Annotated in this window: 11 protein-coding genes; 6 read left to right on the top strand and 5 right to left on the bottom strand. The window is 60.1% G+C overall.

The features are described 5' to 3' along the window. Positions 1-15: 15 nt before the first annotated feature. Together dhaT and ACOI7D_RS14010 are read right to left on the bottom strand one after the other, a co-directional pair. Positions 16-1,179 (bottom strand): 1,3-propanediol dehydrogenase, encoded by a 1,164-nt coding sequence (gene dhaT, locus ACOI7D_RS14015; protein ID WP_032454132.1) that lies wholly within the window; start codon positions 1,177-1,179, stop codon positions 16-18. A 21-nt stretch (positions 1,180-1,200) separates the two neighbouring features. Then, positions 1,201-1,629 carry a GlcG/HbpS family heme-binding protein gene (locus ACOI7D_RS14010; protein ID WP_032454130.1) on the bottom strand — a complete coding sequence of 143 codons (429 nt, stop codon included), beginning with the start codon at positions 1,627-1,629 and terminating at the stop codon, positions 1,201-1,203. A gap of 414 nt (positions 1,630-2,043) precedes the next feature. On the opposite strand from ACOI7D_RS14010, the gene ACOI7D_RS14005 reads away from it, so the two are divergent. The 5 genes from ACOI7D_RS14005 to ACOI7D_RS13985 are packed head-to-tail and all read left to right on the top strand — an operon-like array spanning position 2,044 to position 7,429. Further along, complete coding sequence (locus ACOI7D_RS14005; RefSeq protein WP_281166481.1) at positions 2,044-3,711, top strand: propanediol/glycerol family dehydratase large subunit; 1,668 nt, start codon at positions 2,044-2,046, stop codon at positions 3,709-3,711. A gap of 12 nt (positions 3,712-3,723) precedes the next feature. Next, complete coding sequence (locus tag ACOI7D_RS14000) at positions 3,724-4,308, top strand: propanediol/glycerol family dehydratase medium subunit (protein WP_023291058.1); 585 nt, start codon at positions 3,724-3,726, stop codon at positions 4,306-4,308. 2 nt (positions 4,309-4,310) lie between these two features. Beyond that, entirely contained in the window at positions 4,311-4,736 is a 426-nt protein-coding gene (locus tag ACOI7D_RS13995) for a glycerol dehydratase small subunit DhaB3 (RefSeq protein ID WP_023291057.1), read from the top strand. 12 nt (positions 4,737-4,748) lie between these two features. Beyond that, positions 4,749-6,572, top strand: coding sequence for a diol dehydratase reactivase subunit alpha (locus ACOI7D_RS13990; protein ID WP_109546893.1), 1,824 nt, complete (start codon positions 4,749-4,751; stop codon positions 6,570-6,572). A 53-nt stretch (positions 6,573-6,625) separates the two neighbouring features. Continuing rightward, positions 6,626-7,429, top strand: a complete 804-nt coding sequence (locus tag ACOI7D_RS13985; RefSeq protein ID WP_109547581.1) for an MIP/aquaporin family protein — start codon at positions 6,626-6,628, stop codon at positions 7,427-7,429. A gap of 68 nt (positions 7,430-7,497) precedes the next feature. Here ACOI7D_RS13985 and hdeB read toward each other — a convergent pair whose 3' ends face one another. Continuing rightward, positions 7,498-7,803 carry an acid-activated periplasmic chaperone HdeB gene (gene hdeB, locus ACOI7D_RS13980; RefSeq protein ID WP_023291054.1) on the bottom strand — a complete coding sequence of 102 codons (306 nt, stop codon included), beginning with the start codon at positions 7,801-7,803 and terminating at the stop codon, positions 7,498-7,500. A gap of 26 nt (positions 7,804-7,829) precedes the next feature. Next, a complete protein-coding gene (locus tag ACOI7D_RS13975; protein WP_044524797.1) occupies positions 7,830-8,405 on the bottom strand; it encodes an HdeD family acid-resistance protein in 576 nt (191 codons plus the stop codon). Between the two features lie 240 nt (positions 8,406-8,645). On the opposite strand from ACOI7D_RS13975, the gene ACOI7D_RS13970 reads away from it, so the two are divergent. Further along, positions 8,646-9,308 (top strand): YfdX family protein, encoded by a 663-nt coding sequence (locus tag ACOI7D_RS13970; RefSeq protein WP_072096602.1) that lies wholly within the window; start codon positions 8,646-8,648, stop codon positions 9,306-9,308. A gap of 90 nt (positions 9,309-9,398) precedes the next feature. Here the strand turns inward: ACOI7D_RS13970 and ACOI7D_RS13965 are convergent, their stop codons facing one another. Continuing rightward, on the bottom strand, positions 9,399-12,641 hold the full coding sequence (locus ACOI7D_RS13965; protein WP_109546894.1) for an ATP-binding protein: 3,243 nt from the start codon (positions 12,639-12,641) through the stop codon (positions 9,399-9,401). Positions 12,642-12,644: the final 3 nt, after the last annotated feature.

Raw genomic sequence — 12,644 nt, 5'->3', positions numbered from 1 at the left:
TCCCCTCGTTAACACTCAGAATGCCTGGCGGAAAATCGCGGCAATCTCCTGCTCGTTGCCCTTACGCGGGTTCGAGAACGCGTTGCCGTCTTTCAGGGCCATCTCCGCCATGTAAGGGAAGTCGGCCTCTTTCACCCCCAGATCGCGCAGATGCTGCGGAATCCCGATATCCATCGACAGACGCGCGATGGCGGCGATAGCTTTTTCCGCCGCGTCGAGGGTCGACAGTCCGGCGATATTTTCGCCCATCAGTTCGGCGATATCGGCGAATTTTTCCGGGTTGGCTATCAGGTTATAGCGAGCCACGTGCGGCAGCAGGACGGCGTTGGCCACGCCGTGCGGCATGTCGTACAGCCCGCCCAGCTGATGCGCCATGGCGTGCACATAACCGAGGTTGGCGTTATTGAAGGCCATCCCGGCCAGCAGAGAGGCGTAGGCCATGTTTTCCCGCGCCTGAAGATTGCTGCCGAGGGCGACGGCCTGGCGCAGGTTGCGGGCGATGAGGCGGATCGCCTGCATGGCGGCGGCGTCAGTCACCGGGTTGGCGTCTTTAGAGATATAGGCCTCTACGGCGTGGGTCAGGGCATCCATCCCGGTCGCCGCGGTCAGGGCGGCCGGTTTGCCGATCATCAGCAGCGGATCGTTGATGGAGACCGACGGCAGGTTGCGCCAGCTGACGATCACAAACTTCACTTTGGTTTGGGTGTTGGTCAGGACGCAGTGGCGGGTGACCTCGCTGGCGGTGCCGGCGGTGGTGTTGACCGCGACGATGGGCGGCAGCGGGTTGGTCAGGGTCTCAATCCCGGCATACTGATAAAGATCGCCCTCATGGGTGGCGGCGATGCCGATGCCTTTGCCGCAGTCGTGCGGGCTGCCGCCGCCCACGGTGACGATAAGGTCGCACTGCTCGCGGCGAAACACGGCGAGACCGTCGCGCACGTTGGTGTCTTTCGGGTTCGGCTCGACGCCGTCAAAGATCGCCACCTCGATGCCGGCCTCCCGCAGATAATGCAGAGTTTTATCCACCGCGCCATCTTTTATCGCCCGCAGGCCTTTGTCGGTAACCAGCAGGGCTTTTTTACCCCCCAGCAGTTTGCAGCGTTCACCGACCACGGAAATAGCGTTGGGGCCAAAAAAGTTAACATTTGGCACCAGATAATCAAACATACGATAGCTCATAATATACCTTCTCGCTTCAGGTTATAATGCGGAAAAACAATCCAGGGCGCACTGGGCTAATAATTGATCCTGTTCGACCGTACCGCCGCTAACGCCGACGGCACCAATTATCTGCTGGTTTAAAATAACCGGCAGGCCGCCGCCAAAAATAATGATTCGCTGTTGATTGGTCAGCTGCAGACCATACAGAGATTGTCCGGGCTGAACCGCTGGCGTAATTTCATGGGTGCCTTGTTTCAGGCTGCAGGCGCTCCAGGCTTTATTCAGCGAAATATCGCAGCTGGAGACAAAGGCTTCGTCCATCCGCTGGACAAGCAGCGTATTGCCGCCGCGGTCAACCACGGAAAATACCACCGCTACGTTGATCTCATTAGCTTTTTTCTCCACTGCCGCCGCCATTTTCTGGGCGGCGGCCAGGGTGATAGTCTGAATGTGTTGGCTCTTGTTCATGATTATCTCCCGCGCCAGGGTAATGCTGACGCGAATAGTCAGTAGGGGGCGAAAGTAAAAAAACTATCGCCACGCGGTTGGCTTAATTTATTTTTCTCAGCGTTATTTTGTCGCCCGCCATGATTTAGTCAACAGGTCTAAAAAGGCTTCGGAAAAACGCGGTGGCGGGCTTTTTTTATTAATTGATTTATATCAATGCTGGCGATCACATTTTTTATTTTAGCCGTTGCGGCGGGGTTTCATAGTGAAACTGTTTGCCGATTTAACGTGCCAGATTGAAACAAAATTAATTTTATTTTTTTCACCAGTGGCTCCTTTAAAGTTCCGCTATTGCCGGTAATGGCCGGGCGGGCAGCGACGCTGGCTCGCGTGTTCGCTACCGTCTGCGGATTTCACCTTTTGAGCCCATGAACAATGAAAAGATCAAAACGATTTGCAGTACTGGCCCAGCGCCCCGTCAATCAGGACGGGCTGATTGGCGAGTGGCCTGAAGAGGGACTGATCGCCATGGAAAGCCCCTTTGACCCGGTCTCGTCGGTCAAAGTGGAAAACGGTCGGATCGTCGAGCTGGACGGCAAGCGCCGGGACCAGTTTGATATGATCGACCGGTTTATCGCCGACTACGCGATCAACATTGAGCGCACGGAGCAGGCGATGCGTCTGGAGGCGCTGGAGATAGCCCGCATGCTGGTGGATATCCACGTCAGCCGGGAGGAGATCATCGCCATCACCACCGCCATCACGCCGGCCAAAGCGGTTGAAGTCATGGCGCAGATGAACGTGGTGGAGATGATGATGGCGCTGCAAAAGATGCGCGCCCGCCGAACGCCCTCCAACCAGTGCCATGTCACCAACCTGAAGGATAATCCGGTGCAGATTGCCGCCGACGCCGCCGAGGCCGGGATCCGCGGCTTCTCCGAGCAGGAGACCACGGTCGGTATTGCGCGCTATGCCCCGTTTAACGCCCTGGCGCTGCTGGTCGGCTCGCAGTGCGGCCGCCCCGGCGTGTTGACGCAATGCTCGGTGGAAGAGGCCACCGAGCTGGAGCTGGGCATGCGTGGCTTAACCAGTTACGCCGAGACGGTGTCAGTCTACGGCACCGAGGCGGTATTTACCGACGGCGATGACACCCCATGGTCAAAGGCGTTCCTCGCCTCGGCCTACGCCTCCCGGGGGCTGAAAATGCGCTACACCTCCGGCACCGGCTCCGAAGCGCTGATGGGCTATTCGGAGAGCAAGTCGATGCTCTACCTCGAATCGCGTTGCATCTTCATTACCAAAGGCGCCGGGGTGCAGGGTCTACAGAACGGGGCGGTGAGCTGCATCGGCATGACCGGCGCCGTGCCCTCGGGCATTCGGGCGGTGCTGGCGGAAAATCTGATCGCCTCCATGCTCGACCTCGAAGTGGCCTCGGCCAACGACCAGACCTTCTCCCACTCGGATATCCGCCGCACCGCGCGCACCCTGATGCAGATGCTGCCGGGCACCGACTTTATTTTCTCCGGCTACAGCGCGGTGCCGAACTACGACAACATGTTCGCCGGCTCGAACTTCGATGCGGAAGATTTTGATGATTACAACATCCTGCAGCGCGACCTGATGGTTGACGGTGGACTGCGTCCAGTGACCGAGGCGGAAACCATCGCCATTCGCCAGAAAGCGGCGCGGGCGATCCAGGCGGTCTTTCGCGAGCTGGGGCTGCCGCCGATCGCCGACGAGGAGGTGGAGGCCGCCACCTACGCGCACGGCAGCAACGAGATGCCGCCGCGTAACGTGGTGGAGGACCTGAGCGCGGTGGAAGAGATGATGAAGCGCAATATTACCGGCCTCGATATTGTCGGCGCGCTGAGCCGCAGCGGCTTTGAGGATATCGCCAGCAATATTCTCAATATGCTGCGCCAGCGGGTCACCGGCGATTACCTGCAGACCTCGGCCATTCTCGAGCGACAGTTCGAGGTGGTGAGCGCGGTCAACGACATCAATGACTATCAGGGGCCGGGCACCGGCTATCGCATCTCCGCCGAACGCTGGGCGGAGATCAAAAATATTCCGGGCGTGGTCCAGCCCGACACCATTGAATAAGGCGGTATTCCTGTGCAACAGACAACCCAAATTCAGCCCTCTTTTACCCTGAAAACCCGCGAGGGCGGGGCGGCTTCTGCCGATGAACGCGCCGATGAAGTGGTGATCGGCGTCGGCCCCGCCTTCGATAAACACCAGCATCACACCCTGATCGATATGCCCCATGGCGCGATCCTTAAAGAGCTGATTGCCGGGGTGGAGGAAGAGGGACTTCACGCCCGAGTGGTGCGCATTTTGCGCACGTCCGACGTCTCCTTTATGGCCTGGGATGCGGCGAACCTGAGCGGCTCGGGGATCGGCATCGGTATCCAGTCGAAGGGGACCACGGTCATCCATCAGCGCGATCTGCTGCCGCTCAGCAACCTGGAGCTGTTCTCCCAGGCGCCGCTGCTGACGCTGGAGACCTACCGGCAGATTGGCAAAAACGCCGCGCGCTATGCGCGCAACGAGTCACCTTCGCCGGTGCCGGTGGTGAACGACCAGATGGTGCGGCCGAAATTTATGGCCAAAGCCGCCCTGTTTCATATCAAAGAGACCAAACATGTGGTGCAGGACGCCGAGCCCGTCACCCTGCACGTCGACTTAGTAAGGGAGTGACCATGAGCGAGAAAACCATGCGCGTGCAGGATTATCCGTTAGCCACCCGCTGCCCGGAGCATATCCTGACGCCCACCGGCAAACCATTGACCGACATCACCCTCGAGAAAGTGCTCTCTGGCGAGGTGGGCCCGCAGGATGTGCGGATCTCCCGGCAAACCCTTGAGTACCAGGCGCAGATTGCCGAGCAGATGCAGCGCCATGCGGTGGCGCGCAATTTTCGCCGCGCGGCGGAGCTTATCGCCATCCCTGACGAGCGCATTCTGGCTATCTATAACGCGCTGCGCCCGTTCCGCTCCTCGCAGGCGGAGCTGCTGGCGATCGCCGACGAGCTGGAGCACACCTGGCATGCGACGGTGAATGCCGCCTTTGTCCGGGAGGCGGCGGAAGTGTATCAGCAGCGGCATAAGCTGCGTAAAGGAAGCTAAGCGGAGGTCAGCATGCCGTTAATAGCCGGGATTGATATCGGCAACGCCACCACCGAGGTGGCGCTGGCGTCCGACGACCCGCAGGCGAGGACGTTTGTTGCCAGCGGGATCGTCGCGACGACGGGCATGAAAGGGACGCGGGACAATATCGCCGGGACCCTCGCCGCGCTGGAGCAGGCTCTGGCGAAAACGCCATGGTCAATGCGCGATGTGTCTCGCATCTATCTTAACGAAGCCGCGCCGGTCATTGGCGATGTGGCGATGGAGACCATCACCGAGACCATTATCACCGAGTCAACCATGATCGGTCATAACCCGCAGACCCCGGGCGGGGTGGGCGTCGGCGTGGGGACGACCATCGCCCTCGGCCGGCTGGCGACGCTGCCGGCGGCGCAGTATGCCGAGGGGTGGATCGCGCTGATTGACGACGCCGTCGATTTCCTTGACGCCGTGTGGTGGCTCAATGAGGCGATCGACCGCGGGATCAACGTGGTGGCGGCGATCCTCAAAAAGGACGACGGCGTGCTGGTGAACAACCGCCTGCGCAAAACCCTGCCGGTGGTGGATGAAGTGACGCTCCTGGAGCACGTGCCCGAGGGGGTGATGGCGGCGGTGGAGGTGGCCGCGCCGGGGCAGGTGGTGCGGATCCTGTCGAATCCCTACGGCATCGCCACCTTCTTTGGGCTGAGCCCGGAGGAGACCCAGGCCATAGTCCCCATCGCCCGCGCGCTGATTGGCAACCGCTCAGCGGTGGTGCTCAAGACCCCCCAGGGCGATGTGCAGTCGCGGGTGATCCCGGCGGGCAAGATCTACATCAGGGGCGAAAAGCGCCGTGGAGAAGCCGATGTCGCCGAGGGCGCGGAGGCGATCATGCAGGCGATAAGCGCCTGCGCTCCGGTACGCGACATCCGCGGCGAACCGGGCACCCACGCCGGCGGCATGCTCGAGCGGGTGCGCAAGGTGATGGCGTCCCTGACCGGCCATGAGATGAGCGCGATTTACATCCAGGATCTGCTGGCGGTGGATACATTTGTTCCGCGCAAGGTGCAGGGCGGGATGGCTGGGGAGTGCGCCATGGAGAATGCCGTCGGGATAGCGGCGATGGTGAAATCGGATCGTCTGCAGATGCAGGTTATCGCCCGTGAGCTGAGCGCCCGACTCCAGACTGAGGTGGTCGTGGGCGGCGTGGAAGCCAACATGGCCATCGCCGGGGCGTTAACCACGCCGGGCTGTGCGGCGCCGCTGGCGATCCTCGACCTCGGCGCCGGTTCGACGGATGCGGCGATCGTCAGCGCGGAGGGGCAGATCGCCGCGGTGCATCTCGCCGGGGCGGGAAATATGGTCAGCCTGCTGATTAAAACCGAGCTGGGTCTCGAGGATCTTTCGCAGGCGGAAGCGATAAAAAAATACCCGCTGGCCAAAGTGGAAAGCCTGTTCAGTATCCGCCACGAGAATGGCGCAGTGGAGTTCTTCCGGGAAGCCCTCAGCCCGGCGGTGTTCGCCAAAGTGGTGTACATCAAGGAGGGCGAACTGGTGCCGATCGATAACGCCAGCCCGCTGGAAAAAATTCGTCTTGTGCGCCGCCAGGCGAAGGAGAAAGTGTTTGTTACCAACTGCCTGCGCGCGCTGCGCCAGGTCTCCCCCGGCGGTTCCATTCGCGATATCGCCTTTGTGGTGCTGGTGGGCGGCTCATCGCTGGATTTTGAGATCCCGCAGCTGATCACCGACGCCCTGTCGCACTACGGCGTGGTCGCCGGGCAGGGCAACATTCGGGGAACAGAAGGGCCGCGCAATGCGGTCGCCACCGGGCTGGTGCTGGCTGGTCATGCCGATTAAGCCGGCGCTCGCGCCAGCCTCTCTCTATAACGTGCTATTTCAGGATGCCAATGATGAACCAGACTTCTAGCTTAACCGGGCAGTGCGTGGCCGAGTTTCTTGGCACCGGACTGCTCATTTTCTTCGGCACGGGCTGTGTCGCTGCGCTGCGGGTCGCCGGAGCCAGCTTTGGCCAGTGGGAAATCAGTATTATCTGGGGCCTCGGCGTCGCCATGGCCATCTATCTGACGGCTGGCGTCTCCGGCGCGCACCTTAATCCGGCCGTCACTATTGCCCTGTGGCTGTTCGCCTGTTTTGAACGCCGTAAAGTACTGCCGTTTATTGTCGCCCAGACGGCCGGGGCATTCTGCGCCGCCGCCCTGGTGTACGGGCTCTATCGTCAGCTGTTTCTCGATCTTGAACAGAGCCAGCATATCGTTCGCGGTACCGTCGCCAGCCTTAACCTGGCCGGGGTCTTTTCCACCTACCCGCATCCGCATATCACCTTTTGGCAGGCGTTTGCCGTAGAGACCACCATCACGGCGATCCTGATGGCGATGATCATGGCTCTGACCGACGACGGCAATGGCATCCCGCGCGGGCCGCTGGCGCCGTTGCTGATTGGCTTGCTGATCGCCGTGATCGGCGCGTCGATGGGGCCGCTAACCGGCTTTGCGCTGAATCCGGCGCGTGATTTTGGCCCTAAACTGTTTACCAGTCTGGCCGGCTGGGGCGCGATGGCCTTTACCGGCGGGCAGTCGATACCCTACTTTTGGGTGCCGCTGCTGGCGCCGGTGGTGGGGGCGATTATGGGGGCGTTTTTATACCGCAAGCTTATCGGCCACCATCTGCCGTGCGAATGCGCTAGCGATGAGTGAGACGGGGCCCGCCGCATCTCGGCGGGCAACGAGGTTAACTTCCCCCGGCGAGTCGCCGGGGATCGGGGTTATTTCTTGATGACCGCATTGAGCTCGCCGAGTTTGGCGGCGGGGTTCTTGTGGCACTGCTGCAACATTTTCGGCACCGAAACGGTCTCGACTTCATGCCAGTCGACGTAGTCCCCGCCGCTGAAGTCGGTGTTGCGGTTCACCACCCAGAAGGCCACCGGGGTCATGCTTTTTGGGTTCATATCCATAAACTCCTGACAGGTCATATTCTGCGGTGTGGTTTCCAGAACCGCGAACGCCGGGCTGGTCATCAGACAGAATGTGGTGGCCGCTACGGTCAGTACGAGTGCTTTAGGCAAATTCATTTTCTTCTCCAGTGACAAAATAGGGCTTAAGCCTGGGCGTGCTTCATTTTATTGCGCAGGACCAGCAAGCCGATGGCGCTAAATATCATTTCAACGCCGATAAAGGCGGTAATAAATATCCAGCTTTGCTGCGGATTCATGACCAGCCACAGGCAGGCGATAAGTAAATCCAACAGGCCGATAAAAATATTCCAGCCGGCGCCGCTTTGTTTTCGGGTTTGACATCCGTTGACGATGCGGGAAATACCGCCGAGAACAAATAAAAAGCCGAATAAGAGGGCCAGGCTGCTCATGCCGTTAAGAGGATTAACGACAAAGCTCAGGCCGAGCACGATCCAGGCGATGGCGAAGATCAGCGCCACCAGGCGTGATTTCCAGTGCTGCTGGCGGAAGACGATCAGGCTGTACAGTGAGTAGAAGCCGCAGATCATCAACAACATGCCGGTGACCGTGGCGAGATACCAGCCGGCGACCAGCGGCCAGGCCAGGCAACAGGCCCCGCAGATAAACAGCAGCGCGGCCATCAAGCCGGCATGCCGTTTATATCGAATCAAGACGCGTGGGTTAAACGCATTTAAGGTGTAATGGCTAAACATAAACATAATTGCTCCGCAGATCCCGGTTGCCGGCCTGACGCTGAATAAAATGCGTCATGCTTTATTCAGCGGGCCAAAAGAAAGGTCTGAGGAAAATAGTAGGCCGCGCTATCGGCAGGCGTAAATAAGAGCGCTGAGGTGACTTTATACGCCTTGTCTGACAGCTGTCAGACAACGCCCGCAATATTCCTTCCGGGCTCTGATTCTCAATGCCCATGATATTTTTTAAGCTGGCTGCGTTTGGTGATGCTTACCGATTTTAATCAGGAGTTAACGATGAAAAAAGTCATTCTGGCGAGCCTGCTGGCAACCATGATGGGTACCTCTCCGGTGTGGGCAGCAGATAGCGCGACGGCAGCGCCAGCCGCGGCAGCCACAGCGCAGGTGCAGAAAGAAGCCGCCGATGTGCTGCAGGTGGCGGTGCAGGGCGCGAACGCGATGCGCGACGTCCAGTTCGCCCGTCTGGCGCTGTTCCATGGCCAGCCGGATAGCGCGAAAAAACTGACTGACGACGCCGCCGCGCTGCTGGCCGCCGATGACGCCAGCTGGGCGAAGTTTGTGAAAACCGATGCTAAAGCTAAAATGATCGCCGATCGCTATGTGGTCATTAACGCCTCTATCGCTCTGTCTGAAGACTATGTAGCCACGCCGGAAAAAGAGAGTGCCATTAAATCCGCTAACGAAAAACTGGCGAAAGGCGATCAGAAAGGGGCTATCGATACCCTCCGTCTGGCCGGTATTGGCGTAATTGAGAACCAGTATCTGATGCCGCTCAACCAGACCCGTAAGGCGGTGGCGCAGGCGCAAGACCTGCTGAAAGCTGGAAAATATTACGAAGCGAATCTGGTGCTGAAAGGCGCTGAAGAGGGCATCGTGGTGGACAGCGAGATGCTGGTGGCAGGCAACTGATACCTGTTCCACCCTGAGAGAGCGCAGAGGAAGAAACTGACAAGGATGTCCCCTTAACGGCCGGGCAGGCGGACTGCCCGACCGGAACGGCTAGCGGCCGATCAGGGCGTCGATTTCGCCATCGATCTCGCGCATGACGCCGGTGATGCGCTGTACCACCTCCAGACAGCTTGCCGGCGTTAGCGAGTCAGGCCGCTTCGCCTCAAAAGGGGCGCACAGCGCTTGCAGCGCAGTAATCCCCAGAATTTGCGCTGAACCGTGCAGACGGTGCAGCGCTCGCAGAAAGATCTGCGGCTCATGCCGGGCGATTGCCTGTCCGGCAGCCTGTAAATCCGCGGCCGACGCATCGCGGAACGTCTCCAGCATCTCAGTCATCAGCGCCTGGTCTCCCCCGGTATTTTCGGTCAGCACGCTGAGCCGCAGGTGTCGGGCGACGTTTGGCGATGCGTGGCCCACCGCTAAACGGCTCAGCTCGTGGCTCAGCGTCTGAACCGACACTGGCTTAAACAGACACATATTCATGCCGCTGGCCAGACAGGCCTCCCGCGACTGCGGCAGCGCGCTGGCGGTCACCCCCCAAATCATCAGGTCCGGGTAGCGCCGACGTAGCGACGCCGCCAGCGCCAGGCCATCTTTCTTCGGCATATTGAGGTCCGTGATCAGCAGATCGTAATGTTTGCCAGCGAGCTTATTCTCCGCCTCTTCACCGTCGCAGGCTTCATCGACGCTATAGCCGATAGTGCTGAGCTGGCGCTTGAGCAGCAGCCGGTTGGTGGGATGGTCGTCGGCTATCAATATCGACAGCCCGGGCAAGGCCTGCTGCCTGGCCGGCAACGCCTTCGGCGCGCGAACGGTGCAGCGACTCACCTTGACTGGCAGGGTGATGGTGAAGGTGGTCCCCACGCCAGGATGGCTAACCATCTCCAGTCGGCCCTGCATGAGTGCGACCAGCTCCTGGCAAATGACCAGACCCAGGCCGGAACCGGTCTGTTTGCGCCCCTGGCGCGCCTGCGCATAACGGTGAAAGAGAGTGGTCTGCTCTTCTTCGCCGATCCCGCAGCCGCTGTCGCTAATGATGAGGGTCAGCTCCCCCTGCGTCTCATCCGCTTGCGTCAGCCGGCAGTCGACCTGAATCGCGCCCTCGGTGGTAAACTTCAGCGCATTGCCGATGAGATTATTGAGGATTTGCCGCAGCGCCTGCGGGTCGATCCACAGCATGGTCCCCTCCTGTAGCGCGTTATGGTCGTGGAGCGCGATCCCCTTTTGCTGCGCCAGCGCGCCGAAGGTGTGACACTGCTGCGACACGACCTGTGCGACATCGCTCCACTGCGGGGTGATCTGGTATTTTCCCGACTCAATCTTGTCGATATCGAGAATATTACCGATCAGCCCCAGCAGGGTTTGCGCCGTCGACCCCGCCAGCTCGATCGCCTCTTTACGCTGACCGACGTTCAGCTCCGGTTTCGCCAGCAGTTCCAGAAAGCCGACGATGGCGCTTACCGGCGTGCGCAGCTCGTGGCTCATGCTGGCCAGAAAGCGACTCTTGGCTTTTGTCGCCTGAATCGCTTTGTCTTTTTCCCGCTCCAGGGCGCAGGAGAGGGCCTCCTTCTGCGCCAGCTCCTCCTCCAGCCGCTGCTGAGAGTCTTTGCGTTTGCGCACTTCCCGGCACAGGGAGAGTCCCCACCCGAGGCTGATGGCGATCAGCACCAGCGCGAAGGCGATCAGCTGGTAAAACTGGCGGCTGTACTGGCTCCAGTTCTCTATTTGCTGGCTGGAAATTTTCGACCATTTCTCGGTCATCTGCAGAATATCCCGCGGCGGAATGGCCTGCAGCGCTTTGCTGAGGATGGCGGCCAGCACCGGCTCATCGCGCGGGATCGCCAGCCGAATGGCGGCGACCGGGAGTCCGTCGATGCGGGCGTAGTGCAGACCCTGTGGATAATAGTGGTCGATCATATAGCGGGCGGAAAGCTCCGACGCTACCGCGGCATCCACCTCGCCTTCCTCCACCATCTTCATCGCGACGCCAACGTTATCCGTCTCCACCCAGTCAACCTGTGGAAAGCGCGCTTTCAGGTCGTGGGCGGCGATTGGCCCCACTGGCAGGGCGATCCGCGCCGGGCGGGCCAGCAGATGTGGGTCGGGGGCGCTGCCGCGGGCGACCAGCACAAAAGCCACGTTAATCATCGGGTCGCTGAGGGTGACGTAGGCCTGCGGCTGCGGGGTCAGGGTCGCGGCGGGCATGATCGCCCAGTCCTCTTTTTCCATCCGCTTCGCCAGATCCTGACGGTTGCGTACCAGGATGGGGTCAAACTGCAGCCCGGTCTGTAGCGAGAAAATATTCAGCATATCGGCCATAATGCCGCGCAGCTCGTCCTCGTCATCCACCAGAGTAAAAGGCGGAAAGTAGGGGTTGACCAGCAGGCGGACGCGACGATGCTTCTGTAGCCAGCGCTGCTCTTCGGCGCTAAAGGATAGCGGCGTATTGAGAAATGACAGATCGCCGCGGTTGAGCCAGTTTTGCATGATCCGCATCGCGGTATCGCTGTCGATAGCGTGGATAAAACGGTCAAGGAGCTGGTGCAGCGCCGGTCGATCCTCGCGGGTGACAAAGCGGTTGTGCTGCTCCTGCTGACGAAAATAGTGTGCGATGACCAGCGATTGCGAGAAATATTTCGAGATGCAGTGGCCGGTGGTGATGTTATTGCCGATGAAATACTGATTCTCGCCGCTGACCACCGAGGCGAGAGCCTGATAGTCGCTATCGTAAAGGGTGATTTTGGCGTTGGGAAACGCCTGCTGAATGATATCGAAAAAGGCGCAATCGCGGGTGCAGGCCAGCGTGACGCGGCGGTCGGTGGTCAGCGGCGGCAGGGGGGATTTTAGCGAGGTGACCAGCGTCGGCCAGGTTTTGATCAGCGGTGCGGTGTGCGTCAGTCCCGGGGCGAGCGCATCCCGGTGCGCCACCTGAGTGAGCAGGGTATCCACCTGGCGGTCGTCCAGGGCGGCCAGCGCCTGCTGCTCGGTGTCATATTGGCGGATAACCACCTTCAACCCGAGGCTGTGCGCCATTAGCGCCAGATAGTCGGCGTTAATCCCCTGATAGCTCTCCTCGTCGCTGTCGTAGACGATGGGCGTCATCTCAGGTAGCCAGGTGCCGACGGTCAGCGTCGGCCGGGCGGCCAGCCAGACCTTTTCCGTATCGTTAAGCGGAATGTCGATTGCCGCAATGTGGGCATGGCTTTTCAGCTCCAGTTGCTTCATGGCAAACGCGGCGGGGGAGTGGCTTAGCGCCAGTCCGACAATCAGGGATAAAATAAGACGAACGACCATGGC

The organism is Klebsiella sp. C360 (assembly GCF_048822415.1).
In the GTDB taxonomy this organism is placed as follows: Bacteria; Pseudomonadota; Gammaproteobacteria; order Enterobacterales; family Enterobacteriaceae; genus Klebsiella; species Klebsiella quasipneumoniae.
The sequence above is the reverse complement of the archived record's forward strand: the minus strand, read 5'-3'. Positions and strand labels throughout refer to the sequence as shown.

Coding starts and splice junctions, on each gene's coding strand:
- dhaT (WP_032454132.1), bottom strand. CDS start 1,179: ATGAGCTATCGTATGTTTGATTATCTGGTGCCAAATGTTAACTTTTTT.
- ACOI7D_RS14010 (WP_032454130.1), bottom strand. CDS start 1,629: ATGAACAAGAGCCAACACATTCAGACTATCACCCTGGCCGCCGCCCAG.
- ACOI7D_RS14005 (WP_281166481.1), top strand. CDS start 2,044: ATGAAAAGATCAAAACGATTTGCAGTACTGGCCCAGCGCCCCGTCAAT.
- ACOI7D_RS13995 (WP_023291057.1), top strand. CDS start 4,311: ATGAGCGAGAAAACCATGCGCGTGCAGGATTATCCGTTAGCCACCCGC.
- ACOI7D_RS13990 (WP_109546893.1), top strand. CDS start 4,749: ATGCCGTTAATAGCCGGGATTGATATCGGCAACGCCACCACCGAGGTG.
- ACOI7D_RS13985 (WP_109547581.1), top strand. CDS start 6,626: ATGAACCAGACTTCTAGCTTAACCGGGCAGTGCGTGGCCGAGTTTCTT.
- hdeB (WP_023291054.1), bottom strand. CDS start 7,803: ATGAATTTGCCTAAAGCACTCGTACTGACCGTAGCGGCCACCACATTC.
- ACOI7D_RS13975 (WP_044524797.1), bottom strand. CDS start 8,405: ATGTTTATGTTTAGCCATTACACCTTAAATGCGTTTAACCCACGCGTC.
- ACOI7D_RS13970 (WP_072096602.1), top strand. CDS start 8,646: ATGCTTACCGATTTTAATCAGGAGTTAACGATGAAAAAAGTCATTCTG.
- ACOI7D_RS13965 (WP_109546894.1), bottom strand. CDS start 12,641: ATGGTCGTTCGTCTTATTTTATCCCTGATTGTCGGACTGGCGCTAAGC.